The 26,985-nt window shown below is 33.7% G+C and carries 34 protein-coding genes; 28 read left to right on the top strand and 6 right to left on the bottom strand.

What is annotated here, in order from left to right; all coding sequences use genetic code 11:
* Window positions 1-300: 300 nt before the first annotated feature.
* Window positions 301-840 carry a YncE family protein gene (locus tag JM172_RS04990; RefSeq protein ID WP_214480997.1) on the bottom strand — a complete coding sequence of 180 codons (540 nt, stop codon included), beginning with the start codon at window positions 838-840 and terminating at the stop codon, window positions 301-303.
* A gap of 336 nt (window positions 841-1,176) precedes the next feature.
* Window positions 1,177-2,211, bottom strand: a complete 1,035-nt coding sequence (locus JM172_RS04985; protein ID WP_214480996.1) for a cytochrome D1 domain-containing protein — start codon at window positions 2,209-2,211, stop codon at window positions 1,177-1,179.
* A 512-nt stretch (window positions 2,212-2,723) separates the two neighbouring features.
* Between JM172_RS04985 and JM172_RS04980 the strand changes: the two genes are divergently transcribed.
* On the top strand, window positions 2,724-3,110 hold the full coding sequence (locus JM172_RS04980) for a hypothetical protein (RefSeq protein WP_214480995.1): 387 nt from the start codon (window positions 2,724-2,726) through the stop codon (window positions 3,108-3,110).
* Between the two features lie 254 nt (window positions 3,111-3,364).
* Here JM172_RS04980 and JM172_RS04975 read toward each other — a convergent pair whose 3' ends face one another.
* The 4 genes from JM172_RS04975 to JM172_RS04960 all read right to left on the bottom strand — a co-directional run bounded on the left by JM172_RS04975 (window position 3,365) and on the right by JM172_RS04960 (window position 6,818).
* On the bottom strand, window positions 3,365-4,402 hold the full coding sequence (locus JM172_RS04975; RefSeq protein ID WP_214480994.1) for a cytochrome D1 domain-containing protein: 1,038 nt from the start codon (window positions 4,400-4,402) through the stop codon (window positions 3,365-3,367).
* An 80-nt stretch (window positions 4,403-4,482) separates the two neighbouring features.
* A complete protein-coding gene (locus tag JM172_RS25085; RefSeq protein WP_352222985.1) occupies window positions 4,483-4,596 on the bottom strand; it encodes a hypothetical protein in 114 nt (37 codons plus the stop codon).
* A gap of 344 nt (window positions 4,597-4,940) precedes the next feature.
* Window positions 4,941-6,071 carry a site-specific integrase gene (locus JM172_RS04965; RefSeq protein WP_214480992.1) on the bottom strand — a complete coding sequence of 377 codons (1,131 nt, stop codon included), beginning with the start codon at window positions 6,069-6,071 and terminating at the stop codon, window positions 4,941-4,943.
* 18 nt (window positions 6,072-6,089) lie between these two features.
* Window positions 6,090-6,818 carry a helix-turn-helix domain-containing protein gene (locus JM172_RS04960; RefSeq protein ID WP_214480991.1) on the bottom strand — a complete coding sequence of 243 codons (729 nt, stop codon included), beginning with the start codon at window positions 6,816-6,818 and terminating at the stop codon, window positions 6,090-6,092.
* Between the two features lie 172 nt (window positions 6,819-6,990).
* Between JM172_RS04960 and JM172_RS04955 the strand changes: the two genes are divergently transcribed.
* The 27 genes from JM172_RS04955 (at window position 6,991) to JM172_RS04825 (ending at window position 26,971) form a co-directional block, all read left to right on the top strand.
* Window positions 6,991-7,173 (top strand): helix-turn-helix domain-containing protein, encoded by a 183-nt coding sequence (locus JM172_RS04955; RefSeq protein ID WP_214480990.1) that lies wholly within the window; start codon window positions 6,991-6,993, stop codon window positions 7,171-7,173.
* A 58-nt stretch (window positions 7,174-7,231) separates the two neighbouring features.
* Entirely contained in the window at window positions 7,232-7,405 is a 174-nt protein-coding gene (locus JM172_RS04950) for a hypothetical protein (RefSeq protein WP_214480989.1), read from the top strand.
* 113 nt (window positions 7,406-7,518) lie between these two features.
* Window positions 7,519-7,698 (top strand): helix-turn-helix domain-containing protein, encoded by a 180-nt coding sequence (locus JM172_RS04945; RefSeq protein ID WP_214480988.1) that lies wholly within the window; start codon window positions 7,519-7,521, stop codon window positions 7,696-7,698.
* Between the two features lie 64 nt (window positions 7,699-7,762).
* Window positions 7,763-9,268 (top strand): DEAD/DEAH box helicase, encoded by a 1,506-nt coding sequence (locus JM172_RS04940; protein ID WP_352222983.1) that lies wholly within the window; start codon window positions 7,763-7,765, stop codon window positions 9,266-9,268.
* 383 nt (window positions 9,269-9,651) lie between these two features.
* The gene (locus JM172_RS04935; RefSeq protein WP_214480986.1) at window positions 9,652-12,330 is read left to right on the top strand and encodes a hypothetical protein; all 2,679 of its coding nucleotides are present in this window, start codon (window positions 9,652-9,654) and stop codon (window positions 12,328-12,330) included.
* Window positions 12,331-12,671: 341 nt separating this feature from the next.
* Window positions 12,672-12,884, top strand: coding sequence for a helix-turn-helix domain-containing protein (locus tag JM172_RS04930; protein WP_214480985.1), 213 nt, complete (start codon window positions 12,672-12,674; stop codon window positions 12,882-12,884).
* 82 nt (window positions 12,885-12,966) lie between these two features.
* Complete coding sequence (locus JM172_RS04925; protein ID WP_214480984.1) at window positions 12,967-13,266, top strand: hypothetical protein; 300 nt, start codon at window positions 12,967-12,969, stop codon at window positions 13,264-13,266.
* A 64-nt stretch (window positions 13,267-13,330) separates the two neighbouring features.
* Complete coding sequence (locus JM172_RS04920; protein WP_214480983.1) at window positions 13,331-13,627, top strand: hypothetical protein; 297 nt, start codon at window positions 13,331-13,333, stop codon at window positions 13,625-13,627.
* 208 nt (window positions 13,628-13,835) lie between these two features.
* A complete protein-coding gene (locus JM172_RS04915) occupies window positions 13,836-14,684 on the top strand; it encodes a hypothetical protein (protein WP_214480982.1) in 849 nt (282 codons plus the stop codon).
* A 174-nt stretch (window positions 14,685-14,858) separates the two neighbouring features.
* Window positions 14,859-15,035 (top strand): hypothetical protein, encoded by a 177-nt coding sequence (locus JM172_RS04910; RefSeq protein ID WP_214480981.1) that lies wholly within the window; start codon window positions 14,859-14,861, stop codon window positions 15,033-15,035.
* Between the two features lie 58 nt (window positions 15,036-15,093).
* Window positions 15,094-15,333: a hypothetical protein gene (locus tag JM172_RS04905; RefSeq protein WP_214480980.1), complete on the top strand. Its 240-nt coding sequence runs from the start codon at window positions 15,094-15,096 to the stop codon at window positions 15,331-15,333.
* 812 nt (window positions 15,334-16,145) lie between these two features.
* The gene (locus JM172_RS04900) at window positions 16,146-17,063 is read left to right on the top strand and encodes a hypothetical protein (protein ID WP_214480979.1); all 918 of its coding nucleotides are present in this window, start codon (window positions 16,146-16,148) and stop codon (window positions 17,061-17,063) included.
* 200 nt (window positions 17,064-17,263) lie between these two features.
* Window positions 17,264-17,668 (top strand): phBC6A51 family helix-turn-helix protein, encoded by a 405-nt coding sequence (locus JM172_RS04895; RefSeq protein WP_214480978.1) that lies wholly within the window; start codon window positions 17,264-17,266, stop codon window positions 17,666-17,668.
* Between the two features lie 423 nt (window positions 17,669-18,091).
* Window positions 18,092-19,753 carry a phage terminase large subunit gene (terL, locus tag JM172_RS04890; RefSeq protein ID WP_214480977.1) on the top strand — a complete coding sequence of 554 codons (1,662 nt, stop codon included), beginning with the start codon at window positions 18,092-18,094 and terminating at the stop codon, window positions 19,751-19,753.
* Window positions 19,734-21,095, top strand: coding sequence for a phage portal protein (locus JM172_RS04885; protein ID WP_214480976.1), 1,362 nt, complete (start codon window positions 19,734-19,736; stop codon window positions 21,093-21,095). Before terL ends, JM172_RS04885 begins: the two co-directional genes overlap by 20 nt.
* Window positions 21,088-21,996, top strand: coding sequence for a phage minor capsid protein (locus JM172_RS04880; protein ID WP_214480975.1), 909 nt, complete (start codon window positions 21,088-21,090; stop codon window positions 21,994-21,996). Before JM172_RS04885 ends, JM172_RS04880 begins: the two co-directional genes overlap by 8 nt.
* A 58-nt stretch (window positions 21,997-22,054) precedes the next feature.
* Window positions 22,055-22,597 carry a hypothetical protein gene (locus JM172_RS04875; protein WP_214480974.1) on the top strand — a complete coding sequence of 181 codons (543 nt, stop codon included), beginning with the start codon at window positions 22,055-22,057 and terminating at the stop codon, window positions 22,595-22,597.
* Window positions 22,598-22,627: 30 nt separating this feature from the next.
* A complete protein-coding gene (locus tag JM172_RS04870) occupies window positions 22,628-23,602 on the top strand; it encodes a major capsid protein (protein ID WP_214480973.1) in 975 nt (324 codons plus the stop codon).
* Window position 23,603: 1 nt separating this feature from the next.
* Window positions 23,604-23,804: a hypothetical protein gene (locus JM172_RS04865; RefSeq protein WP_214480972.1), complete on the top strand. Its 201-nt coding sequence runs from the start codon at window positions 23,604-23,606 to the stop codon at window positions 23,802-23,804.
* The gene (locus JM172_RS04860) at window positions 23,782-24,135 is read left to right on the top strand and encodes a hypothetical protein (protein ID WP_214480971.1); all 354 of its coding nucleotides are present in this window, start codon (window positions 23,782-23,784) and stop codon (window positions 24,133-24,135) included. The genes JM172_RS04865 and JM172_RS04860 overlap by 23 nt, the downstream gene beginning before the upstream one ends.
* Entirely contained in the window at window positions 24,132-24,431 is a 300-nt protein-coding gene (locus JM172_RS04855; RefSeq protein ID WP_214480970.1) for a hypothetical protein, read from the top strand. Before JM172_RS04860 ends, JM172_RS04855 begins: the two co-directional genes overlap by 4 nt.
* Window positions 24,428-24,832 (top strand): hypothetical protein, encoded by a 405-nt coding sequence (locus JM172_RS04850; protein ID WP_214480969.1) that lies wholly within the window; start codon window positions 24,428-24,430, stop codon window positions 24,830-24,832. The genes JM172_RS04855 and JM172_RS04850 overlap by 4 nt, the downstream gene beginning before the upstream one ends.
* On the top strand, window positions 24,777-25,334 hold the full coding sequence (locus JM172_RS04845) for a hypothetical protein (protein ID WP_214480968.1): 558 nt from the start codon (window positions 24,777-24,779) through the stop codon (window positions 25,332-25,334). The genes JM172_RS04850 and JM172_RS04845 overlap by 56 nt, the downstream gene beginning before the upstream one ends.
* Window positions 25,331-25,708 (top strand): minor capsid protein, encoded by a 378-nt coding sequence (locus JM172_RS04840; protein WP_214480967.1) that lies wholly within the window; start codon window positions 25,331-25,333, stop codon window positions 25,706-25,708. The genes JM172_RS04845 and JM172_RS04840 overlap by 4 nt, the downstream gene beginning before the upstream one ends.
* A gap of 22 nt (window positions 25,709-25,730) precedes the next feature.
* Window positions 25,731-26,243 (top strand): hypothetical protein, encoded by a 513-nt coding sequence (locus tag JM172_RS04835; protein ID WP_214480966.1) that lies wholly within the window; start codon window positions 25,731-25,733, stop codon window positions 26,241-26,243.
* A 15-nt stretch (window positions 26,244-26,258) separates the two neighbouring features.
* Window positions 26,259-26,645 (top strand): hypothetical protein, encoded by a 387-nt coding sequence (locus JM172_RS04830; protein WP_214480965.1) that lies wholly within the window; start codon window positions 26,259-26,261, stop codon window positions 26,643-26,645.
* 146 nt (window positions 26,646-26,791) lie between these two features.
* Complete coding sequence (locus JM172_RS04825; RefSeq protein WP_214480964.1) at window positions 26,792-26,971, top strand: hypothetical protein; 180 nt, start codon at window positions 26,792-26,794, stop codon at window positions 26,969-26,971.
* The last annotated feature ends 14 nt before the right edge of the window (window positions 26,972-26,985 follow it).

Genomic DNA, 26,985 nt, shown 5'->3' with positions numbered 1-26,985 from the left:
CAAACGGTAGTGTGAGGCGTGTACTTGGTCGTTTTGTATCGGGCTGTGAATAAGAGTTAGATAGACAGGATATACTGATTTACTGGTTGGTAAGAGCCTTTTCGGACTCCCTCCGGAAAAAGCCCCGTTCGTATTGAGTGGGGCGCTATTTTCTGAGAATGCAATCGATTTTTTTATTCCGTTTATGAGATTTTTATTGTTATATGTCAAATTGGGTTGAATGAGATAGCTGTAACACGTCCCTCAGTTTGAATAGTAGCAATAACGGAGTGGGTTCAAAATTAATAAGGTTAATTTATTTTAATCCGGCGTGAATGCGATAGCAACTGGATTAATACCGACAGGAACAGTTGCGATAACTGAATGCGTTTTTACGTCAATGACGGATACAGTTGCAGCGCCATTATTTGCAACATAGGCTAACTTGCCATCAGGTGTAAAAGCGACATCCTGCGGGTCTCTACCTACGTCAACAGTAGCAATGACGGAATGCGTCTTTGTATTGATGACAGAAACATCATTGGTTATACCTCCATTTACAGCGTAAGCAATTTTTCCATTTGGAGAAAATGCGACTTTTAACGGCCCTGCTCCTATATCTACGTTTGCGATTATAGAATGAGTTTTTGTATCAATAACAATTACATTGCCTTGATTAAATTCTGTTACATAAGCATATTTACCGTTCGGTGTAATCGCAATGTTATTATTACCAACAGTAGACGGAGCCCCCACTGTTGTTGGTACTGTTACAATGACGGAGTGTGTCCTTGTATCAATAACAGACACAGAACCTGAGTTTCCATTGTCATCATTGTTTACTACATAAGCCAATACCATTAATCGTACTGCCCCCCTTAAATTTGTTTCTACCAATATATGCAATGTAAGGTCGAAGTGATTTTTGACTCTATATTATTTTCCTATTGTGATCTGTCTAGTCGGTTTGAAACGAGCGACCTTTTCCCATTGGTAACTGTCATTCGTTACAAGACCGTTCGTTTGATGCAATTACGGATAGGGGAGTTAAAGGTGTGTTGTGCCCTCATGCATTTAAACAACGGTTGGACATCCTTGAGGTGGACGTGTATGACGAGTTATTTGAATACTAACCTTCTAATACACTATTTTTCTTTCACTTGTGAGTATTGAAAAAGCCGTACATAATGAGCGGGGTTAATTCGGTGTGAATGCTAAAATAAATGGAACAGAGCCAACTGGAATGGAGGCGATGATAGAGTGCGTTTTAACGTCAATGGCTGTTACAGTGCCCGGGTTATTATTATTCGGGAGATATGCTAATTTTCCATCCGGAGTGAAATTGATAAAAAGACCAGTACCGGATAAAACGTCTGTATCTATGTTAGAAATAATTATGTGTGTTTTCGTATCAATAACACAGATAGCATTAGTAACGTTATTACTTATTACTGATAAATAAGCAAATTTTCCATCGGGTGTTACAGAGACATCAAATACAAAGCCTCCTGTCTGAAGCGTTGCAATTACGCTATGCGTTTTAACATCGATGACTGACACAGTGTTATCAAATATATTAGTGACATAAGCAAGCTTTCCATCTGGTGTAAATGCTACTCTAAACGACATGATTCCAACTGAAATAGAAGCAATAACAGAATGCGTCTTTACATCGATAACTGAAACTGTAGAAGGGTCATTTCCATTAGAGCCAGTTACATAAGCGAGTTTACCATTGGGAGAAAGTTTTGTATCTTGCGGGGTTCCTTCAACATTTATAGTTGCTATAACGGAATGAGTTTTCACGTCAATAACGCATACAGTACTCGGATTTGTCACATAGGCGAGTTTTCCATCAGGAGTAAACGAAATAAAAAATGGGCCATCACCAACCTCCACAGTAGCAACCACACTATGTGTTTTTACATCAATTACCGAAACTACAGTATCTCCACGTCCCGTCACATAAGCAAATTTACCATCAGGTGTAAATTCAACGAAAGCTGGCCTCGCACCTACTTGAACAGAAGAGATAACGCTATGAGTTTTCGTATCAATAACGGAAACAGTCACACCACCACTATTGGTGACATAAGCGATTTTACCGTCCGGTGTGAATGCAACATCTTGAGGATTCATACCGACTGACATTGTAGCAATCACGCTATGAGTTTTCGTATCAATAACCGAGATACTACCACCGTCTATATTTGTTACATAAGCCAGTACCACCGAGCGACCGACCTCCTTTACTAATTCGTATGTTTCAATATATGCTCAAATATTAATCGTGAGTATTAAAAAAGCCCCGTTCATAATTAAACGGGGTAAATTACTAGTTCAGCAAGGCGAAGTTTTCCTTCGCTACATATTATGTATGTTCTAAGACTTGCCTTTGTTTGTATTAATAACTAACAGTAGCAAAATTTTTACTTAAATTCTTTCCGTAAACCACACTTGTGACCTTCTTCCCGTGTTCAATTACGTTTTTACCCCATTCTTAATCATTCGCTCGCTAAATCTCAGATTCATAATGAAAGTCTACGATTAATTGTAAATTTATAGAGCAAAAGATAAAAGTGTCATTTAGATTGACATTGGTACTGTTTTTTACAACTCAATAACTTAAGTAAGTTTTTACGCTTATAGGGCGGACTTGATGTCGGTTGAAGTCGTACGTCCAATCATGGTTATAAATATCGGCATAAAATACCATATTAAACTGTGATTATGGAGGAATAACAATGAGTCAATATAAGAAGGTAACAACGTGTTGCGGGAGTACAATCAAGGAAGGAAAAATGTGTGATTGTCTGTGTCAGTTAATAGTTGATAACTTTAGTATACCTTTTAATGAGTTAGACACAAACGCCACTCAAGAGATATACAACGGTAGAGTAGTAGGGTTCCATGGTAATGCCCAATTAACTATTCAGAATCCTGTAGATGAAGTTGTAATAAATTTTACCTCGAACGGTATTGTTCAGCCTATAACTTTAAACGATAATGATCCAATTAAAGTCTTTTCATTTCAAAATGTAACAAGAGTAGAAGTGATCTGTATAGCGCAAGGAGGATCTGGATGTACAGGTTCAGTTAACTTCCTTGGTATGACAGAAACTTGTAAATAAGTCTACACGACGCACCCGACGCGCGGTACCTCGAACACTTTCGCCTTAAAACGGAAGGTTAATCGTATGCACTATTTTTATTGACGTAGTGGTTGGCGAGTTAGTTGGCATTGAAGTGGACGTATATGGGGATGAATTCAATACTAACCGTCTTTTTCCCACGCCAATAAATCGTCCTCCCTTCCGTTTTAGTGCACGCCAAAAAGCTCGCTGATTGATGAGCGAGCTTATTGAGCTAATAAAATTGCGTTATATTAGTTCGGGGTAAACGCTATAGATCTTATTTCCGTCGCTGGAGGATTAACAATTACAGACGCTACAACTGTATGTGTTTTCACATCAATAACCGAGACAGTGTTATCCCCGCCGATATAAGCGAATTTTCCATTCGGAGTGAATGCTACAAATTGCTGATCGCTTCCTGTTTGGATTGTTGCTATAAGAGAGTTCGTCTTTAGATCAATTACCCCTGTACCATTACTTTGTGTTATTACATAAGCAATTTTTCCATCAGGTGATATCGTAATGTTTCGAGGAAATCCGTCTACACTTACTGTAGCAATCAACGAATGTGTCTTCGTATCAATAACAGACACGTTATTTGAAAATATATTCGAAACATAAAGTGATTTTCCATCAGGAGTAATAGCAGCACTAAATGGTCCGTTTCCCACGTTTATAGAAGCAATAACTGAATGAGTTTTGATATCTATGGCAGTTACAGTCCCTGGAACGCTGTTATTTGTAGCATAAGCGAGTTTTCCATCTGGTGTTAACGTAATATCGTTTTCCAATGTGTTAACTCCTAAATCTATAGTTGCTATTACACTGTGGGTCTTAACATCGAGAACTGATATACTGCCCGGATTTGTGTTGTGTGTGACATATGCGAGTTTTCCATCCGGGGTTATCTTAACATTACTTGGAAAAACACCTACAGTTATAGTTGCTATTACACTGTGGGTCTTCGTGTCAATTACGGACACAGTTCCTGATGTTGAGTTCGTGATATATACAAGTTTTCCATCCGGCGTAATCGCTATATCACTCTGCTGAATGCCGGCAAGAACGGATGCAATTACAGAATGCGTTTTCGTGTCTATCACTGTAACGTTGCTTTGGAAAGTTGTAATACTACTTGTTACATAAGCAAGTTTTCCATCCGGTGTTATGGCGATTTTATCAATCCCATTTTGTTGTACAGGTATATTTGCGATAATCGAATGGGTTTTAGTGTCAATTACAGTAACAGGCGCTAAAAAAGAGAAACTAACCACGTAAGCCAGTACCATATCGTACCGACCTCCTTAATTCGTTCTTACCAATGTATGCGAGCATAAGGTCAAAGTGATTTTTAATAGGTTAGATAATATTAATCCCGTGTGAACGCGATAGCAACTGGATTACTCCCGACAGAAACGGTTGAGATTACCGAATGAGTTTTCGTATCAATTACATTTATAGTGTTTTCGCCCTCGTTACCCACATACACAAAAAGGTTGTTAAGGAATTAACAAAAGCTGTTTTCTACCCCAAACCAATGGTAAGTCATCACTTAAGTCACCGTTGAGTCAATGTACGTAAAAAGCCCGTCATACAAGCGATGACAGGCTTTCCGTTAAGTTTGGCTTATCGTATAATGGAGCATAGCGGGCTCGAACCGCTGACCTCTACACTGCCAGTGTAGCTCAACAGGATTAGATAATCTTCTTTAGTAATAATAAACCCCTTTAAATCAGTGTTTTTATGCTATCTAATCCCATTGAATTTTAAATAATTATAAATATTTTGTTCCCGTTTTTGTTCCCAGTATACCATTATATGCAGACATTAAAAGTTTAATGAATCTAATTTTGTGACAACTTGTTTTTGCATTGAAGGAAGTACATGTGAGTAAGTTTCTAGAGTAATTTTTATATTAGCGTGACCCAATCGTTCTTGAATTACCTTAGGATTTTCTCCAAGTTTTAACAAAATAGTAGCGTGTGTATGCCGAAGATCGTGGAAGCGAATAGGTGTGACTTTAGCTTCTTCAATAAGTGGCTTAAATGATCTATTTAATATATTTGATGGGTTATATTGTGTTCCTATTGTTGTACAAATAACTAAGTCATTATCTATATAGGCTTGTCCATGTGATTCTTTCTCGGAGTCAATTTGCTTTTTAAGATCTAATAGCTTTTGGATAGTCCTATCATGTATGTCAATGGTTCTATTTCCTGCCTCTGTTTTAGCTCCAGAGTAAAATTCTTTTCCACTGTGTGATAATACTTGATTGACAGTGACAGTGTACTTTTTAAAATCTATATCTTTCCACCTTAATCCTAACAGTTCCCCTTGTCGCATTCCTGTCATTAGGGCAAGGTAATATAACATGTATAATCTATCACCTTCGGCTACACATAGAAATTTCTCAATCTCATCCTCATCCCAGACCTTCATTTCATTTCCTTTACTTTTTGGCAATGTTGCTTTCCTGGCTATATTCTTTGTAACTAAACCACTGTCAACAGCGTATTCTAAAGAGGCTTTAATTACATCAACTGCTCTTTTAATAGTACTAGGAGCATATCCTATTTTCTCACCTCGTGGATGATTGTGCATTTTATTAATAAAATTATCTATATGAACTAGTTTCAAATTACCAAGTGTCACTTTGTCATCAAACATTGGGATGATGTAAGTATCAATATATCTTCTTGTGGTTTCGGCACTTCTCGGTATGCTTTTCTGTTTGATTTCAAACCAATCATTAATATAGTTAATAAATATTTCATTTGATGGCTCTACATAAGTACCCTTATTCACTTCATTTTCAGCAGCGATTAAAGCAGCTTTAGCTTCCCCTTTAGTCTTAAATCCTCTTTTCTTTTTTTGTCTCCTCTTACCGTTTTCATCATAAATAGATAGCATATAGTACCATTTTTTTGATTGCGGATCTTTATGGACAGAGCCAGCCATGCACATACTCCTTCCTATTTATAATTCATTTATTACCTTTTTTCGTCGTGGCTTTCCAAATGCCATATTTTCATTATGAACTCTATTTTCTTCTTCATATAATATATTTAAAACTCTTGTAAGCCCCTTGTTGTCTAATGAAGATATATTTTCTGAAAAAAATTTAATCATAAATCTATATAAAGGTAATTTTGTTCTCATTTCATTGAATGTTTTGCTTAAACCGTCTATGAGTTCAAAGGCATTGCTTATATCATCTTCTTGCATATTTCTCAATACATCATTGATGGTTTTCAAATTTTTATCGATAACATCATATACAAGGTCACTACTGTCTGATGAAGATGAGTCATCATTTGTTCCTGCTGTCTCCATCTGAATTCCATACTCTTCTTGAAGCTGATTATGATACTCAACTTCTTTTTCCATGTGCTTTAAATCCTCTTCAGTTGGATTCATTCGTGCTATCATCATTGCTTCTTCATGAGCTAATCTTTCAGGAGAAAGAATACCAAAATGTTCTAAGTAGTCCTCAATTTTCTTCTCTTCAGTGCCTATAATCTTGAATATATTATATAGTGTGCTATAATCAGGGTTTTTATTTCGACCATTTTCAATATGACTTATGTATGCATCACTTTTACCAACTTTTTTAGACAATTCAATAGAGTTTATTTTTTTACTTTTTCTCATTATTTTTATGAAATCGCCTATATTTCCGTCAAAATCAAGTACATATCTTTGCATGATTAATTCACCTCTCTGCGTGAATATTAACATATAGTAACCTATATTTCAAATATCTTCTATATTAAATATATAATATATAAAATTAAATTCAAAAAATATACAACACTATATTGAATTTGATTATAGTTCATGATATTATTTGATTAACACATAGAAGGGAGGGGATTAAATGAGTGCAGATATTCATGAAAAGGATGTACTAGATGTAGAAGATATTCAGAAATATCTTGGTATTAGTCGTAATTCAGCATACAATCTGGTTGCATCAGGAGAACTATATGCAGTAAAAGTTGGTCGCAGATGGAAAATTTCCAAAAATGTTTTACTTAATTGGCTTAATGGCAACAAGTAATTAAATAGTTTAATAGCTTAATAGAAGTCCATAACATAGTTTCATAAGGAGAAACACTATGCAGATAGTAAACTTACAATCTCATAAACATCAAAAACAATACGTAGACTACTACAAGCAAGGGAATTTAGTCCTTGCGAATGATACACAACCTCACCAAAGAAAAGATCTTCATAATACATATACTTCAGCATGGATCAGACTTCTCAGCCAAAATATTAATAAGAAATAATTACATAATAAGTTTTTAAGAGAGCTCTATACATAACAATACATGCTTTGTGCATATTACAAGGCATGTTATATTTCTATATTTTAATAGATTAGGAGGTAAAGTGTTACTTAATGACAGGTTGGCAATTTAAAGATTTATTAAAGCAACAAGGCTATACAAACGCTTATGTAGCTAAGGAAATAGGTGTGTCAGCGTCAACACTGGGTAGGTTTTTAAATGGCGAAGTGGAGCTTAACAAGTCCAAGTATTATCGTTTATGTAGTTTTCTTGGGTTAGATTTATGGTATTAACGTGAAGTATGTAAAAAAGTCAAGAACACCCAGGCTTGAATTATATAAAGGAGGTGATTAACAACTGAGGGTTAGCGAACTTGTAACACTTGAAGAAATAAAGAAATGGAAACCAGGAGAAATCATAACAATAAAAGCTGGGACTGGCGCAGGTAAAAGTTACTTTATAAAAAATAACCTGTACGCAATAGCTAAAAAGAATGATCAAAAAATCCTCATGCTTTTACATAGAAAAAATTGTCTAGATCAGTTTCAACTTGAAATTGAAAATGATAATAAAACAGATGTAATTTCCCTCAAGACATATCAACATATTGAAACATTGGTAAAACATAATCAGTTATTTCAATTCAGTGAATATGACTACATAATTTGTGACGAATTTCATTACTTCATGTCCGATGCAGGATTTAATAAAACTACAGATATGTCACTCAATGCAATATTATCACAAAACAACCACATTAGAATTTTTATGAGCGCAACTGGTGATTATATGGAAAAATACATAATTAATTACAAGGAATTAGAAACGATAAGTTATGAGTTACCGATTAATTTTAAGTTTATTGAAGAACTTACCTTTTACAACAAAGACAGTACCCTAGATGCATTTATACGTGAAGCAGTTGAAACTAAAAAAAAGGCCATTTTATTTATTCAATCAGTAGAAAAAGCATATGGATTGTATAGTAAATACAAAGAACATTGCATTTTTAATTGTAGTAGAAACAATGATAAATTCTATAAATATGTTGATAGTGAAAAGATTGAATCAATACTTAAAAATGAAAAATTTGATGAATTGATTTTAATTACCACAACTTGTATGGATGCTGGAGTGAATATAAAAGATAAAGAGCTATTACATATAGTATGTGATGTGAAAGATACAGGAACCCTTATTCAGTGTATAGGAAGAAAAAGGTTGGAAGATGAGGAAGACCATTTGTATTTATACATAAAAACAATTACTAATCAAGAACTTGCACGTACAAAAACTAAATTAACAAAGAGATTAGAAATGGCACGTTTTTTAAGAAAGAATGGAGTCAAAGAGTACATAAGAAAATATCAACGGGATATAGATTATTCTCACATAGTATATGATGAAACCGTAGAAGAGAAAGATAAGGGTACGAAAAAAATTAATGATTTAATTTACATGAAGTGTGTGATTGATTCAAGTGAGATTGATTTGATTCAGGAATATGGTGGGTTTGGATATTGTAAATATATAGCTAGAAAATTTGGTGCTTATAATGAAATTGGATACACATATAGAATAATCGAAGAAGAGGATAGAAATGTTGAGTTAGAAAAGTACTTAGGAGATATGGTCGGTAATGTGATGCTTCAAGTAAAAGATAGGAAGGAGTTAATCGAGAAAGTAAACGTTAGAGATGGTAATAACAATAGGTTACTTAAACACATAGATACTCTAAACAGTAAATTGAGGGAAATTGGGTTGGATTACATAATAGAACAATTTCAAACAAGCAGAAATGTGGATGGTAAAAAGAAGAATTTTAAGTCTGCTTGGAGAATTAGGAGATTGTGTGATTATTAATTTCTACCACCCAAAAATGCATGTTACCTATATAGAGCTTTATGCAAAAAAGGGTGGTAATTTATATAGAATATTAAATTTTACATAGTAATAAGTCTATTAATTTGATATTTAAGGATAGGTAAAAAAATAATATAAGGCGTTGAAGGGGGGGGGGGGAACGAACGCAAAAAGTTAAAAATTATGGAATGAAGCGTATGCGGAATGGAGTAATTATTAACTAGCGTTTCCCCCGCGGTTTGTTAAGATAGTCAAACTCATGTGTAACTCTTAACTGCGAGGATATAGACTTCCCTTTCGGTCAGTCTTCTCACCCAGAAAGAAAAACGCTTTCTGTGCTCGGTATATTAAGAAATTAATCATATATAAAGGAGAAATATTTATTGACAAATAATAATGTATATATTCGTAGTATTGAAGGTTCAGATATATATAGTCATATGATTAGGGATAAGGTACTTAAATCAGAATATAATGGCATGATCCCTTACAGCCTAGAACTAATCAAACTACTCAAAGAAGGTCTTACAGTACATATAGTTAAGCATAGTGATAAGCAATTTTCAGATGATATTATTAATGTGAAATTTAATCAAAGAGTACGGTCGGGTGAAGAAATACTTAAAATATTATCTGAAAAGGTATATAAAATTAATGACCAATTATCTAATCTGGATGAACAATCCGAGGAAAAAAGGGTTAAGTTAGCTAATTATAATAATAAAATAAATACATATATGAAGGTTATACAATTTGAAATAGACATGGATAAATGGAAAGAAGTCAAAAATGACAAACTGAGGGAGTATCTATACTTAAATGGATTTACCATTACAACTGTAAATGATAAAACAGGAGAAGTTACAACTGATAAATATGTAGTGTATAAGAGATCCAGTAGCAAAAGTCGAACTGGTCAGTGCTTATTTATCAAAGAGGACTTATACAATGAAATGATTAATTGGAGTAGGATGTATTTGTCATTTGATAAAGAGAGTAAGTTTGATTATGCAAGTCTGTTAGCATATGAATCACTAGTTGGTAGTTCATTGGAAGATACTATAAAAATTAACCCTAATAACATGCTTATAGTTGATGATGTAGAAAGTAGATTTAATCAATTGTGTAATGTGGTTCGTAAGGGTGAAGATGGCTTTTTGGATAGCATTACTGAAAATACGCAAGTGAAAAATAGTCTTTTTGATGGAGAATCATTGTTAGATAGTGAATACTTTGCAGAAGGACAATCAATGAAATTGCTTCGGAATCACATGTTCAAGTCAGCAGCATTCAATTGTAATATTCAAAAGTTCTTACGTGATTATTGTCCAGAAGGTGTTAACTATGATAATTGGAAAATTGATAATATGTTCGGTGAGTCAATGTTAGCCAAAGACATACAGTTTATTTTTACTCCATCTTCATTAAAGGCATTGAAGTTTAGTGATGTTTTAGATTCAAAGCAAGATATGTGGAACTACTGGAAGCGACTAGTTAGTGATGAGGATTCAATGTTCGGTGTTTGTAAGCATGAAAAGAAATCAAAACGTGGAGTAGATGACAACGGAGATATTCTTCAACAGACCTCATATCAAATGTTAAATTGTTTGCCTATGGAAGGGGAAGACATAACTAAATTAACTGTATTTGAAAAGGAATATATACATAAGCTTAAATCTGATGATGACTTTTTCATTCAGCATATAACTCAAAGTGCTAATAGTATTAATAGTAACTTGATGTTTGTTGATTTATATAATAGGAATGACCAGATTGTTAATACAAAGCTATTCAGAGACTTCAGGAAAGCTGAGATTAATAAATATGTTACTCATGTAAAGAATGGGAAAGTTAGGCTAAAAGGTGATTATTGTGTGCTATTGGGAAATCCGATGGAATTTTTATATCATGCCATTGGTCAATTTGATGTTGAAGATATACATAATTTAAGTCTAACAGGTAATGAAATATATACCACACTTCATGAGTTTGAAAAGGAGTTAGTAGGCTTTAGGAATCCAAATACAAGTCCATCAAATGTACTTATAGCTAAAAATAAGTATGTTAAGGAGATAAAAGACTACTTTAATTTAACCGACAATGTGGTCTGTGTGAATGCTATTAAATTTGCACTCCAGGACATATTATCTGGTTGTGATTATGACAGTGATACCTGTTTATTGTTTGATGATGTTAACCTTTTAGGAATTGCAAAACAGTGTCCAGATAATTATCTAGTTTGCATCAATGATGTGGAGAGTGAGCCGAAAAAGTATAAGATGAATAACGAGAATATGAGTATCATTGATAATCAACTTGCAACAAGTCAAAAGAAAATAGGACAAGTAGTGAATATAGGTCAATTGTGTATGTCTATTTATTGGGATATGTTGAAAAAAGGAGAGAGTGAGAACGTATTAAATAAGCTAATGAAAAAGGTTGATGTGATGACCGTTTTAAGCTGTATTTGTATCGACTTAGCTAAAAAGTTTTATGACACCGATATTGAAAATGAAGTAAGAAATGTTGCTAAAATTCCTGAGTTGAAGAGGGAAAAGCCTTTGTTTTGGCAATATGTAAGTAAAAGCGAAACAATTAGAGATCGAGTGATAAAGTATGATTGTCCTATGGATTATTTAATAATAGATATGAGTGATTTGAAATACGGAGAGAAACGAGAAGATGTTAGATTACTTGATTTGGTTGTTAAACAGAACATAATAAAGGCTGATCGGAAGCAAAAAGCAAAAATATTAAATTACGTTGAAGTAATGAATAGAGATATAAAGGGGATATATGCAAAAGTTACAGATGAGAATGAAAGGAATAATATACTCGATAATAAAGTTAAGTATTTTAATTATCGGATGCAAAAGTTAACCGTCAAGCCAAATACAATGTATGCGTTGCTGAGAGAAGCAATAAATAACAAAAGCCACATGACAACAAAGTTAATGAATGTCCTTTATACAACACAACGACAAACATTTCTAAATGCATTTATACACAACAAAAAAGTCCACACTAATTCTACTCGAACCGTTGATATGACAGCATCTTAAAGGTTTGCTATATAGAAGGAAGGGATACTATCTTACACCCAATAGAGTATTTCTTCCTCATACTTTATTATTTTTTCTATTTTAAAATAAAAATATCCAATTAAATCATATCATTATGATTATTACAACTCAAGTGTTGATTTTCACATTGCATAAATCAGCTAAACAATTAGATGATTTGTGGAGTATGAAAATGCTTCTACAATTCGAGAATCGTATTGTATCTCCTAATATGTAATTAATTTTTATTAGCATGACTAAAATGTTGTGCTAACTTTTTTTAGTTTATTATGCTTAATTATTTCGATAAATAAAATATAACGAGAAAGTGAGGGTTGATGATGACAAGGGATGAGCGCTTGCAATTATTAGTTGAAATAAAAAAGAAAGAATTAACATTGAAAAAAATTGCTGCTGAAATGGGTGTAACAGCACCATTATTAAGTCAGTTTTTAAATTATAAATGTAATATGTCTGATGAAAATATTTCGAAGTTTAAACAGATTGTAAATGATGCTAAAGAGTATAAGTGGGTAAAGGTTGTAGTTGAATAAGTAGTGTGCATAGAGATAGGAAAGCGCAAAATTGCGCTCTCTGTTCATTTATGAGAAATATATCTGAAAGGGTTGATTTATTATGAATCCAAATATGAGTCGTATGGATGTTGAGGATGCTATATATAAGCAATCAAGACGTGCGAATGATAATTTATATAAAGGATTGGCAAACTTCTTATATAGATTTGAAGATGATTTTAGAAACATGTTAGAGAGATTAGAACGCATTGAATTGATGTTGCAGCAGGACAATGATAGTAAGGGTATTAACATTGATATAAAGGCTAATAAGCTATTTAAGAGCATGTCAGATAATGAGAAACAGGAGTTAGTTGAGAAGTTGAAGATGGCGATGGTTGGTAGTTATGAATTGAAATAGAAGGAAATATGAAAACCTTTGTTGAATATTTAATTTGGTTTATTACTTAAAAAGGAGTGAGTCGATGGTGCTTGAACAAATCGAAAAGAACGTGTTATTAGCTTTATATAAAGCTGATTATGAGGGGGGAGATAGGCCAAATCCTGTTAATCTAGGTTTTGAAGGATATGGAAATGAAATAAAGCAACATGCAACATACCATCTTGAAAAATTGAAGGATTTAAATTTGGTTCGATTTGATGGTTCTCCTTTTACTACTGGTGGTCGTAAGCATAGTGAATATAAGAACAACACAGTGTTAATTCTTTGGGAAAAAATTCATATAACTCAAACAGGAGTTAGCCTTCTTGAGAAGGAATAGCTAATTAACTAAAACATCCCAGTTGGGGTGTTTTAATTTTGTGGATATTGTTAATAAGTTGTGGATAAATATGATGGTTTGTTTATTTTTATACATATTACCTTTGAATTTTATAGGCGGAAAATTTCGGCTCATTAAATGAGTGGGGTTTTGTTGCAGGAAAAAATCTCCTTTTGTCGAATTGTAGATGGTGAAAGGAGATAACTAAATGACTGATCAAAAACAAAAATGCTTTGTTATTACTCCATTAGGCTCTGATGATTCACCAATAAGAAGACATGCTGATGGTGTGATTGATGCTGCAATAGAACCTGTATTAGCTAAATTAGGATTTGAAGTTACTGTAGCTCATAGAATGAGTGAAGGAGGTTCAATAACGAATCAAGTCATCCAGAATATAATTGATTCTGAACTAGTTGTTGCGAATTTAACAAATTTAAACCCTAATGTAATGTACGAATTAGCAATACGACATGCTATTAGAAAGCCAATTGTTCAAATATGTGAAAGAGGTACTTCACTTCCTTTTGATATCAGTGAACAAAGGACGATTTTTTATACTAATGATATGCAAGGGACGGTTGAATTAAAGGAAAATTTTGAATTAATGGTATCTAAAGCAATTGAAGATGAAAAGCCAGATAATCCAATATTTAGAGCTATACAAAGTGAAGCAATCATTAATAGTACCAGTATTGAGATAACTAATGCTGAAAAGTATTTGGTTAAAAAAATGGATGGATTAGAAAGTAAAATAATGAAGGCTATCAATGGTAGGGGTAACAAGGTTTATGCTGATAAGGATGAATTAATTACAAAGAACGCCGATGAAAACATGAATAGCTACTTTATGCAATTAGAAAAAACACGAGTAGAAAAGGAATCAGAATTGTATCAAAAAGTAGCATCGATAATAACAGATTTAAACAAGGAAGATGGTGGGTTTTCTACGATGGAAGTTACAAAAATTTTAAAAGACAAAGGTTATAATGTAAATATAGATAGGGTTAGTCAAGTAATTAAGCATATTATGGCAGGGAGATACTCACCACAATAATTTGATTATGCTCTTTTTCATCGTTAAAGAGAGGGATTAAATATCGGAACCAACAATAACAGTCAGTGACTGTGAGGTATAAGCTCAGTTTTTTGTAATGATACAATACTAATTGATTAATAACAACAAAGTCTATCCATTGGAATAGGCTTTTTATTATGGGGAGGAACTAACATGATCAAAATTATCATGAACAATGGCAAAGAGTATTTTGTTGATGCTCATATAGGTGATATAAGGGATTATTCAGTGAATAAGTTTGATGCGATAGTTAATAAATGGTTACGCATTAGTGATGATGTGATGGTAAATACAGCTAATATATGTAGCGTTGAGGATGTAGCAAGTTAGACGACTATTTAGGTGGTCTTTTTTTATTTGAATTAATATTATATGAGGGGATTCACGAATGCATATAACTCATTATTACTGTGATAGTTGTAAGGAAGAGGTGGAAAACGATAGATATTTAACGCCTATTAAGCTTTCTGTGGTTTATCCAGGTCATACTTATGATGCGCAAAAACATGTATGTAAAAGTTGTTTAGGTAGCATCGAGTTTGAGAGTGGTAGTAAATATTCGTATTTTGGTGACTATCTTAGAGATCGCTTTTTTAATATTGTAAACAAAGTGTTTGGGGAGAAGTAGTAAAACGATAACTAGGAGGAATTATTTAATGAGTAGAATGGGGATTTAATTGCCGATTCAAACAGTTAAATGTGAGATTTGCCCATATGAATTTAGAGCAGCTAAGATACATAAACCTTTCGTTGGAATGTATAAGGGAAAGCTTGTATTTCATTGGTATTATCCTTGTGTACAGTGTGGTTATAAGCATACGGTGATGTACTACAATGAGTATATTAATCATTATTACGACAAGGTGATGAGTTTGAAGTTCGACCTGATTATGCATAGGAATGATGAGTGTAAGGTTAAGCAACTCGAGAAAGAATGTGAGGTTGCTGTGAGGGAGTTGGATAGGGTTCATGAAGAGGTTAGACGTGAGTTGATTATAGATTGATGAGTTATTGTTAAGTTGACTTCTAAAACAATAGTTTGGTTTGGTCTATAAAAATATCCACTTTATTGTACAAGAGCACATTTAATTTACAACATCTCACTATTCATTTAATAGATTCATATCCTGTACAAACAATACTGCGTGAATTTATTGTAGGTTAAGGGAGTGAATTATAATAGCACATTATAAATCCCAACATCAACAGAAAAAAGTACTGAAAACTAAACAAAGTAAATGTAAATCACAATCAAAATGCTGCCATAATCCATGTAATAAACTCAACATTACTATTGAAGTACCTGATGAAATTATATGTGAAGGTACGGTTAGTGGAACGGTCACTAAATCTTGCGGAAACAGAATTAGTGGTACAGAGGTATTTTTTGAGAGTGATCCTTCTATAGTTACATTTGAACCCAATCCAGCAATTATTGACTTGAAAGGCGCCTTTGAAACTACTGCAATTGTTAATCAAGGTGTTAATACACCAGTAGCTATCACTACCACAACAGTAGCAAAGGGTAAAAAGGCTATTGCATGTGCTGAAACAAAAGTAACTTGCCAAATGTTATATGAAATAGTTGAGATATGTGTAAATAGTTTATCCACAGTTAGTAGTTGTACTGACTTTTCTATAGGTGATACAGTTTGCATTCCATGTAAAAATGATGGTTGTCCAAATGATCAGGTAGTAGCTGAATGTAATGAGTGTGCTATGTTCTTACAGTTGATAGAAGATACATGTCAACCTTGTCCTGAGGGTGCAAAACGTTTGCCTCCAGAATGCAGTTGTAGGACTGTTAAGTTTGAGATCTTTGGAGATGAAGCACCGTGGGTACTGGTGAGTCCTCCTGTATTGTGCCCAGGTCAAAAATTCAATTATGAATTGTACACTAAAATGACACTAGATTCACAATTTGGATCTTCAGGATTCATTGCCTTGGACGCCCTAGAAGGAAATTTGATGAGCAATAATGCTGAAGTGAGTATTGAAAATATTAATAGTTCAACTCTTCCACCAGGCACATTTTTAACCTTTATTGTCCCTGATGGGCAGCAAATTTTTGCAGTATTTGATGATTATTTTTTTGAGATTGAAAATTTTGACCCCCAACGTATACGTTCATTGAATTTTTGTCCAACACTGGTTTTTAACTCTTGGGTCAAGAAGGGTGCAATGATAGGTGAAGTGGTGATTTTTGGTATTGAAGCATTTGGGTTTGTAAATATTGCTAATGGTACAACAGCATTTATTAACGGTTTAACTTTCAATGGCCCCTTGATAGATAATTATCGAGTTGATATTTCAATCCAAACAACCATCGTTAGTCCAGATGATCTATGTTGCAAGTGAGACGTCCATATGGCGTCTTTTACATAGCTTGACAGTATAGAAGACAACGAATAATAAGAATTAAATTCACAATATAAGTTTGATGTAGTTTTAAAAGCATTACAAATTAATAGAGATACTTACTATTCTTCAATGTTAGAAACTACAAACAAATCTTTACAGTGTCAATAATTTTATACACTAAATAGGAGGTGATTGTATTGGCTAGAAAACCATTACATGAAAAGCAACTAAAAGTGATTGAGGAATTAGTTACTGGTGATAAAAGTATCACACAAATATGTGAAGAGTGCGAAGTTGGTAGGCGAACCTATTACGATTGGAAACGTGATAATGAGCTGTTTAACCAAACCTTACAGGAGGCTCTTGATCTCAAACATAAGATAGCAAAACAGAACATCAAAAGTAAGACTGAACATTATATAAAGCTATTAGAACGAGTTGCAGAAAAGGGACAAAATGAGAATGCTAAAGTAAATGCTATTGGTAAGATTATTAGTCTTGGTGGTTTAGAAGATGAGGATAATGACAACGGTAAGAAAGATGAATCCAAGTCTAAAAATAAGCTTATTGAAATGTTGAAGGCTAAGAAGGATAAGGAGTAATTTGATTGCATAATAATTAATTAACCTGTATGAATTAATTGCATAACTGTGTATTTTACATTCATTTTTAGTTTACATAATGTTTACTATAGGAAGCAAAGACTTTCGGTAATTGTTGATATGACAGTGTTTTTGAAGATGTGTAATTTATCGTTTATGCATAGTTTTATACATCCTTATCATATCAACATTTATAAAGTGATGTAGATTAGTATTATCCAACATTTTTGTATAAATAACGAGCTTAGTTGAATGAGTCAAATGAATAAAAACATGTATAAAAGTCTCTCTAATTTAGGAGGCTTATTTGAGTTTGCTATCCCCTCCTACCATTTAGTTTAGGGGGTCGGAAATTTGGCCTACTAGGTTACAAAAAAATTCGTGATATGTTGAAAACTTTTGAATTAGAAATGTGGTGAATAAATGAATGATCAACAATTGAAACTTCTATACCACTATCTTCATAAACATTTTGATGATGACGAAATAGAAGATTTATTAAATAACCATCCCTTAACTGGTGAAAATGGACTTAGACGAATGCTAGGTGAAATTGATCCAATGTATTTCTGTAAAGCTTACATACCATCAGAATTCACAAAGGAATTTGGGGAGTATGCAAAGGAAATACTTACAACTCTAAAAGATTCCATTGAATCAGATCGACAAGAAAATGTTTGTGTAATATGCCCTCGTGAGCATGGAAAGTCTACAATGTCCTCTGTTGCTACTCCTGTATATTCAGCACTGTACGATAAGAAAAAATTTATCTTATTCATTTCAGCAAATGCGGACACAGCCCAAAACTTCTTAGCTAAAGTTAAACGGACATTAGAAAATGCTGAAATCACTGAGGATTTTGGTAAGCAACGAGATAAAAAGAGAACTTGGAATGCAGATGAAATTGAAACATCTAACGGTGTTTGGATTGCTTGTAGTGGTTGGAAAGCTGGTATTCGAGGAATGAATAAGCCTGATGTTGGTAGACCAGATCTAATTTGCCTAGATGATTTAGAAGATAAGGATACAATTGCTTCTGATTCATTAAGGAAAAAATTAGAGGGTGCATTTAGAGATGAAATAGGTCGATTAGGTACTCACACGACTGACATGTTTTATATTGGTACTCTTTTAGCAGAAGATAGCTTATTAGCTAAAGTAATGAATGAACCATCTTGGGATACATTATTTTATCAATGTGTAACTAGCTTTTCTGATAATGAAGAGTTATGGGATGAATGGAGAAAAGTCTATCGTGACCGTACTAATGAAAATAGAAAAGATGAGGCTTATGAGTTTTATCTAAATAATAAAGCTGACATGTTAGAAGGTGCGAATGTCTTATGGGATGGTCGCTTCCCAAGTGATGAAGTGAGATACGAGGGTGCTTATTACAATGTCATGTTGAATCGTGAGAAATGGGGAGAAACTTCATTCTGGAAAGAGGATCAAAATGAACCTCGTTCAAGTAAAGAGTTTATATTTAAGGACTTATTATTTTGGGAAGAGTTACCTAAGTTTGAGGAAATGGATATTGTTTGTTCCGTAGATCCCTCGATGGGTAAAAAAGATGGTGATTATTCAGGAATCACTGTCATCGGAAAGCATAAAGTTACCGGTTATAAATATGTAATTGAGGGTATCATAGAGAAACTTCATCCAAGTAAATTAATTAAACGTGTAGTGGACTTGTGTAAAAAATATCCTATAACTACTATTGGTTTTGAGTCTGTTGCATTCCAGGAATATGTTGCAGATGATTTGAAGAAAATGCTAAAGGAAAAAGAGTTGTATCATGTTTTGGTTAAACCAAAGTCTAGTAGAAGCAACAAATTTGAGAGAATAGTAAACTTAGAGCCTTTCATTACAAGAGGTGAGATTCTATTTAATCAAAGTTCATTAGCTTATAATGCTCAGATTAAAGAGTTTAGAAATGGATGTAAAAATGATGATGCAGCAGATAGTTTACAACTTGGATTTGAACTTGTAGAAAAAATTAAACCACCTCGCAGAATAATAAATAAACCAGAAGCTTTCAAAGTCCACAAAGGAAGGAGGAAGCTATTTGCACGTAGTAGACTTTAATTCAAAGCGTCATACAAGATATAAAGAATATAGTGATATGTACAACAATTACGAAGATGAGTGGCTAGGTGTAAAACAATTAAATCTTGATTCATCAACTAGCCCATATCTTCCAATTGCATTAGCCAGAGAGGTTGCGAATTTATATTCCGATTTAGCTTTCAGTGCCCCCCTAAACTCCTTTGTTAAAGATAATCCTGCAACTGACAATGCCATTGATGATCTCATTGAAGCGAATGATTTAGATATGCAATTGTATGAAGCTGCAATTACTACAGCAGTCAAAGGTGGAATTGTTGCAAAGAATTATGTTGACAATGGTGAATCAAAAATTACATTTATTCAACCTGATTATTATTTTCCTGAGTTTGATCCCATTGACCAACGTAAAATCATCAAAGAAACAGTTGCTATCCCTGATTACAATAATAATGTAATTCACATTGATACTGTAGAGCCGAATGCAGAAGGGTTATACACTTGGAAAACTAGCACCTATAAATACAAGAATCAAAAAGTTGGTTCAGTAATTAATGAGAAAGTAGTTGAAACTGTACTCACTACGTCACCATTAACTTATATACCTTTTATGAGAAGTGGAGGGAACTTTTTTGGTGACAGTCTATATGCAGCATTAACACCACTATTTGACGAGCTGAATAATCGTATCACTCAAATATCTAATGTCTTGAATGTGCACAGTGATCCAATTCTATGGGCGAAATCGTCAACGTTCGATGATGAGGGGAACTTTAACATAAATGAAAATAGAGTAGTGGAAGTAGACGATGACGAAGATACAAGTAAAAGTAAACCTTTTGGTTACGAAACATGGGATTGGTCTGCACAGTGGAATTTCCAATTTATCAAGGAAGTTATTTTTCAAGCCCTACACTATGTCAGTCCGTTGGCTCCTGCATTGTATGGGATGGATAGAGCATCGCAATCCTCAGGACGGGCAATTCTAATGAAAAGTTGGCGTACCCAATGTACCGTTAAACGATCACATCGATACTGGACTACAGCACTGAAAAAGATTCTATATTTAGCACAAGTATTAGATGTAAACGCAACAAGAAAGAAATATACACCTCAGGTTCCACTCGTTGAACTTACAATCAATCTCCCACTAGATCATTACGAAATGGCACAAGCTGAACAACTAAAAGTAGGCTCGCATTTATCATCTATTAAGTCTGCAATAGCACGTTTAAATCCACATTACACTTCAAAGGAAATTGACGAGGAATATCAGCGTATTGTTGACGAGCAAGCAGAAATTAATAACTCATCTTTTGCTTTGCCATTTAGTTTAACGAACGAGGAAAGTACTAGTGTATAAAGAAATAGACACTGAAACCATTAAATTAATTCAACTCTATGTGAAAACATATGAATACTTAATGCAATCCCTAAAAGATAAGGTTAGTCTAGGACTTTCAACAAGGCATACTACAGCAATATTAAAGGAAATAGATGAAGCTTTATTTGTATTGGATAGGGACACTTATGAGTATTGTAAAGTTGTATTTCCTGAGTATTACAAAGTTACAGGTGAATTAGTGGATGAAGAAGTTGAACAGGCAGGGTACAAAGCAATTGTCGGTTTTCAGACTACTCTTCATCAAAATGCTATTAAGAAAGCAGCGAATGACATGTATCAAGATCTAGCTAGAAATACTCGTTATATGGCTGATGAAATGAAAAAAGTGTTACAAGCTACTTCAAAGGATATTATTGACAGACAGAAAATAACTGGTGAGAGTAGAAAAACTGTTCAAAAAGAACTTGCTGAAGAATTGCAACAACAGGGTGTTCATTCGTTTGTAGATGCAGGTAATAGACGTTGGAATATTGCTAGATATGCTGATATGTTACTGGGTACAAAAGGTAGGATATTGGCTAACGAGGGTACGATGTCTAGGTTAATAGAGTATGGTGAGGCTAATCCAAAGAGCAAGAACAACTTTGATTTAATCCAAATAAGTCGACACGGTGCCAAGGATTGGTGTAAACATTACGAGAATACTGTTTGGAGCATATCAGGAGAATCAAAAGTTTATCCACCTGTTAGCGAATTGCCAAACGGATACGCAACATTACATCCAAAGTGTCGCCATACATTTAAGCCATACATAGAGAGTTTAAGAGGTGAGGGGAAAGTTATCTCACGTAGCTTTATAGGTAAGTCAGTCAAACAACTCAATCGTGAGTACTATCACTTGGTTAAAAAGGCTAAGTGATTTTTTAATACAAAATTATTCGTCACAAAAGACGTAAAAATGGGAAGGAAGATTATATATGCCAGAAACTAAATTTTATATGCCTTTGAATTTACAATTTTTCTCTGATGATAATGAACAAGATGATCTCAAAAAAAATAATAAGGACGAGTCTGACGAGACGAAAAAAACGGAGAGTATTCCTTATTCACGATTTAAAGAGGTCAATGATAATTATAAATCAGTGAAGCAAAAGTATGATGAACTTATACAGAAACAACAAACAGCCGAGGAAGAAGCGAAAAAGAAACAAGGTGAATTTCAATCATTATACGAAACTTTAAAATCAGAGCATGATCCACTTAAAGAAAAGTATGGCCAGTATGAATCTACTTTTAAATCTATTCTAGCAACAAAACTTGAATCAGTTCCAGAAGAATATAAAGAGTTGATTCCAAAAGGTAGTGAACTAGAACAATTACAGTGGATCGAGCAAGCACAAGCAAAGAATTTATTTGGTAAGCAGAAACAACAGGACTTTGGAAACAAAGGCAACAATCCGAACAACGATAAGAAAGCAGAGAATTTAAGAGAAGCATTAGCATTAAAGTTTAAAAAATAATTAGTACAAATTTGAAAGGATGATTTATATATGCCAGTAAGTCTCGAACAAGTCAAACTTAACAGTCAAGATGATATACAGATAGGAGTTATAGACGAATTTCGTAAGAGTTCATATATATTAAACAATCTAACCTTCGATGATGCTGTTAGTCCTGGTACATCGGGTGCAACATTGACATACGGTTATCAACGTGTCCTAACAGAAGCAGGGGCGAATTTCCGTAAAATAAATGATGAGTATAATGCAAGTGAGGCAACTAAAGAGCGTAAGACAACAGAACTAAAGATTCTTGGAGGTAAATTTGAAATTGATCGTGTTCTAGCCAACACAGGAGGACTTGTAGATGAATTAGAATTTCAACTAGAGCAAAAAGTAAAAGCAGCAACAACACTATTCCATGACACAGTTATCAATGGTTCAGTTGCTGAAAATGAAAATTCCTTCGATGGCTTAGATGTAGCTGTAACAGGATCAAGTACTGAATACAACACAAATAGCTTTATAGATTTATCATCTACTCAAGCTTTAGATGATAATTATGTAGTATTTTTAGATGAGTTTGAAAACTGGTTAGCTGAACTAGATGAGAAGCCTTCAGTCATAGCAGGTAATTCTAAGTTAATTACTCGTATTAAACAAGTGGCAAGACGTGCAGGGTATTTAACCAAAAATGAAAATTCATTTGGTCAAAGTGTGGTTGGATATGACAATATTCCATTAATTGACCTTGGTGCAAAACCAGCATCTATGAATCCAGTCGTAGCTATTGAAACTAGAACAGTAGGATCAGAAGTTACAGGTCTAACAGATATTTATGCTGTTCGTTTCGGACTTGATGCATTCCATGGCGTGTCACTTGCTAACACTGACCTTGTAAAAGTTTACTTATCTAACTTCGATGATCCAGGTGCTATTAAAACTGGTGAGGTTGAAATGGTTGCTTCAGTTGTACTTAAAAAGCAAAAGGCTGCTGGTGTATTCCGAAATGTGAAGGTACAGTAATATGAAAAAAATATACTCTCCAAACAAGCTATTCAATGGAGAAGTAGCGAAAGTGAAATTTGTCAATGGAGTAGGGGAAACTGATTTCCCTTATCTCCTTGATTATTTCAAACGTAAAGGCTACACCATTGAAGATGTGAAAAAGAAGCCAAAAGGTAATAAGCAGGTGAAAGATAATGGTGGAACTTCAAAAGGCAAATGATTATTTTATAAATCATCTTTCATATGATGACTGGATGACATTCACAAATGATAAACAACAATCTGCATTAAATACAGCCGAAACAATGTTAGTTAATTCTTTCACTTTACGTCCAAATTACGCTGATAGTAACAACTTTCATTTTGCTGTTTATGAGCAAGCTATTCATCTTCTAATGTTCTCGAAAGATAGATATAGATTACAACAAGAAGGAGTTAAGTCATACGGTGTAGATGATGTGTCAGTCTCAATGGATAATACGATTATCTCACCTATTGCAAAAAAATTCTTACGTCCATTAATTAAACGTCATTGGGGTAAAATTGTATGATTAATGATTTACTCAATGAGGACTGTGTAGTATGGGAAATGGTAAAGGATCGTTACGGTAAATTTACTAAAGGGAATCCTGTCTATACGAAGTGTAGAGCCAGAGAAGAATACAGGAAAGTAAAGAATAAAGCAGCAGAGGAAGTAGTTTCTTCAATTGAATTTTGGTTGAGTTCTGATGTTGACATTGACGAAGATAACGTTATTGAGTACAACGAGAATGATTACACTATAATAGCTACTAAGCCTAAGAAAGATATGTTGGGTAATGTCACTCGGAGGGTGGTGTTCGTATGAGTGATAAAGAATTAAATTTAGATCAATTTGAAATGTTTCTTGATAATTTTACTGATGATGTAGTTGATGAAGTGATTGTCAAAACTAATGAAGTGGCTGAAGATTTACTTAATGCTTCTCAAAACCTTACTTCCATTGATGAAGGTGATTTAACAGCAAGTGGTTCTGTAACTCCTGCATCAAGGCAAGGAGATAAGATTGTCGCTAGTGTTGGATATACAGAAGAGTATGCTTTGAAAATGCATGAAGACTTTTATGAGCTAGGTGAAAGGTCTAAACAGAAACCTAGTTTCGATGGGATGAAAGTTGGTCGTAAGTATCTCGAACGCCCATTAAAGAAATACAATGACAGATACATGGATCATATCGGTTCTGCATACGAGGTATACGATGATGATTGAAGATATTAAATTTAGTATTGGTCTATGTGAAGTAACATATGGAGACATGACGTTAACATATCTAGCAGATAAGTGTGTGTTCTCAGCAATTCCAAAATATCAAAAGGTATATGGTGGTAAAGGTAAAGCAATACAAAAATACTTACTTGATGAATATAACGTGTCATTAGATTTATCTTTACATGAAGAATCGTATAATAACTTAAAATTAGCTTTAAGTCATGAATCTAACGAGAATGGCTTTTATGCTACTCCTCAAAATGTAGACACAACAGGAAAGCCTCTAATTATCCATCCCAAGCAAAAAGGTGAATCAAAGGAACATGACATAGTGGTGTTTAGAGCTATAGTTGATCCAGAACAGGAGTTTATAAAGGTGTATGATAAAAAGTTAGATAATCTACAATTACGCTTTATTGGAGTGCCTATGGATAAGGGAGACAGTGAGCTATTACGTTATTTCTATATTGGTGATTGGGAAGCTGAAGGGGTGATACCTTGAGTCATTTAATAGATGCAATAGTAGGCCATATTGAAAGTAATAACATTGTCGATAGCAATAAATTGTTCGTCAACTACTATCCTGATGAGCCTGATGAAATTGCCTCAGTCATTGCAAGTGGTGGTTTTCCTCCTAAGCTGTACGAGCCAACAAGAGAATTAACATTAGAAATTAAAGTAAGATCCACCAATTATAATGATGGAATGAATATATGTAATAACATTTTCAATCTATTCCACGACAAAGAGAACTATCAATTGGATAGTTTTTTTATTTTGCGTTCATACGCATATACCGAAATATCTTATCTCTATGCTGATTCTGAAAATAGGGATGAGTTTTCACTAGATTTAGCATTTCTAATACAAAAATGAAAATTGAAAGGATGTTTTAAATATGGCAGAAGATATTAAAGTTTTATATGGAATGAGTGACATTTTAGTAGATGGTATGAATATTGGTGTGCAGGCTGATGCGGCTGAATTCATAGCCAAACCAGAACTTATTGATATAGATCTGTATGAATTAAAACACTACGATAAATTAATTGAAGCATGGGATGTTCGTTTGAAGTGTGCCATGCATGAAGAAGACTATGACAAGATTATGATGATCTTACCATTTGCTGAAGAAATCAAAGATGGGGTAACGACTAAAGGTATCCAGGACGGAAAGTTGTGGCAGAGTGCAAGAGAAAAAGCAAAAGAAATTACTGTTCATCCTCGTAAACTTCCTGTTGATGATAAATCATATGACATTACTATCTTTAAAGCATTTCCTAACACAGAGTATAAACGTAGATACGGAAAAGATACATCAAAAATTGAAGTGGAGTTTCAGGCATTAGCACGTACTGGGGATCCGTCAACAGCAGGTAACTATTTTAGAATTGGTGAAGCATCAGAATAAAGGAGGGTGATGTAGTTGAAGGATATGAAAAAAGTATACGTACAAGGTAAGACTTATGAAATAAATAAGATTCCCATGAAAAAATACTCTCAAGTAATGAAAGCAATAAGTGGATTACCTAACAAAATTATCGATGTGATTATGAACATTGATACCAATGAAGATAACAATATGATTAATGAAACATCCTCAGCAATACAGCATCTATTTAATGATGAAGTTTTTGAGTTTGTTTCTGTGGCTTCTGATATTGATAAAGAAATAATTGAAGAGATTGGATTAGATGAATTCTTACCATTATTCAATGCTATCTTAGAAATTAATAACTTAAAGGTGATAATTGAAGAGGTAAAAAAGTCCTTCAAGATTCTGATGACGTTGTTTCAGGCTCAGACGAAGTAACTGAAGAATCCGAGTACATAGATAAGGAACTTTTATCGACTACAAGAATAATAAGTTTATTTGCTTCAACCTATCATTGGAGTAGAAACGACATTCTAAATTATCCACTTGATGAATTTTTCTATCTTAAACGTGAAGCAGAAAAGGTGAAACGTCAAGAATACATCATGCAAGCTCAGATTGCTTTACTGCCTAATATGGAAAGTGAAGCTAGAAAAGAGTTTCTTAATAATCTAATGGGTGAACAAGAAGCTACTCTATCATTAAATGCAGAGACTGATTTTGATGCTATTAAACGAGCAAAACAAATGTTAAAAACAATGTAGGGATACTCTTTCAT

This window comes from Bacillus sp. SM2101, assembly GCF_018588585.1.
Classification (GTDB): Bacteria; Bacillota; Bacilli; order Bacillales; family SM2101; genus Nanhaiella; species Nanhaiella sioensis.
The sequence above is the reverse complement of the archived record's forward strand: the minus strand, read 5'-3'. Positions and strand labels throughout refer to the sequence as shown.

Excerpts from the sequence above, each read along its gene's own strand:
- JM172_RS04925 (WP_214480984.1), top strand. The coding sequence starts at position 12,967 with ATGAATCCAAATATGAGTCGTATGGATGTTGAGGATGCTATATATAAG.
- JM172_RS04945 (WP_214480988.1), top strand. The coding sequence starts at position 7,519 with ATGACAGGTTGGCAATTTAAAGATTTATTAAAGCAACAAGGCTATACA.
- JM172_RS04875 (WP_214480974.1), top strand. The coding sequence starts at position 22,055 with ATGCCAGAAACTAAATTTTATATGCCTTTGAATTTACAATTTTTCTCT.
- JM172_RS04950 (WP_214480989.1), top strand. The coding sequence starts at position 7,232 with ATGCAGATAGTAAACTTACAATCTCATAAACATCAAAAACAATACGTA.
- JM172_RS04850 (WP_214480969.1), top strand. The coding sequence starts at position 24,428 with ATGAGTGATAAAGAATTAAATTTAGATCAATTTGAAATGTTTCTTGAT.
- JM172_RS04965 (WP_214480992.1), bottom strand. The coding sequence starts at position 6,071 with ATGGCTGGCTCTGTCCATAAAGATCCGCAATCAAAAAAATGGTACTAT.
- JM172_RS04990 (WP_214480997.1), bottom strand. The coding sequence starts at position 840 with ATGGTATTGGCTTATGTAGTAAACAATGATGACAATGGAAACTCAGGT.
- JM172_RS04975 (WP_214480994.1), bottom strand. The coding sequence starts at position 4,402 with ATGGTACTGGCTTACGTGGTTAGTTTCTCTTTTTTAGCGCCTGTTACT.
- JM172_RS04980 (WP_214480995.1), top strand. The coding sequence starts at position 2,724 with ATGAGTCAATATAAGAAGGTAACAACGTGTTGCGGGAGTACAATCAAG.
- JM172_RS04835 (WP_214480966.1), top strand. The coding sequence starts at position 25,731 with ATGGCAGAAGATATTAAAGTTTTATATGGAATGAGTGACATTTTAGTA.
- JM172_RS04845 (WP_214480968.1), top strand. The coding sequence starts at position 24,777 with ATGACAGATACATGGATCATATCGGTTCTGCATACGAGGTATACGATG.
- JM172_RS04960 (WP_214480991.1), bottom strand. The coding sequence starts at position 6,818 with ATGCAAAGATATGTACTTGATTTTGACGGAAATATAGGCGATTTCATA.
- terL (WP_214480977.1), top strand. The coding sequence starts at position 18,092 with ATGAATGATCAACAATTGAAACTTCTATACCACTATCTTCATAAACAT.
- JM172_RS04920 (WP_214480983.1), top strand. The coding sequence starts at position 13,331 with ATGGTGCTTGAACAAATCGAAAAGAACGTGTTATTAGCTTTATATAAA.
- JM172_RS04930 (WP_214480985.1), top strand. The coding sequence starts at position 12,672 with ATGACAAGGGATGAGCGCTTGCAATTATTAGTTGAAATAAAAAAGAAA.
- JM172_RS04870 (WP_214480973.1), top strand. The coding sequence starts at position 22,628 with ATGCCAGTAAGTCTCGAACAAGTCAAACTTAACAGTCAAGATGATATA.
- JM172_RS04910 (WP_214480981.1), top strand. The coding sequence starts at position 14,859 with ATGATCAAAATTATCATGAACAATGGCAAAGAGTATTTTGTTGATGCT.
- JM172_RS04905 (WP_214480980.1), top strand. The coding sequence starts at position 15,094 with ATGCATATAACTCATTATTACTGTGATAGTTGTAAGGAAGAGGTGGAA.
- JM172_RS04865 (WP_214480972.1), top strand. The coding sequence starts at position 23,604 with ATGAAAAAAATATACTCTCCAAACAAGCTATTCAATGGAGAAGTAGCG.
- JM172_RS04855 (WP_214480970.1), top strand. The coding sequence starts at position 24,132 with ATGATTAATGATTTACTCAATGAGGACTGTGTAGTATGGGAAATGGTA.
- JM172_RS04915 (WP_214480982.1), top strand. The coding sequence starts at position 13,836 with ATGACTGATCAAAAACAAAAATGCTTTGTTATTACTCCATTAGGCTCT.
- JM172_RS04955 (WP_214480990.1), top strand. The coding sequence starts at position 6,991 with ATGAGTGCAGATATTCATGAAAAGGATGTACTAGATGTAGAAGATATT.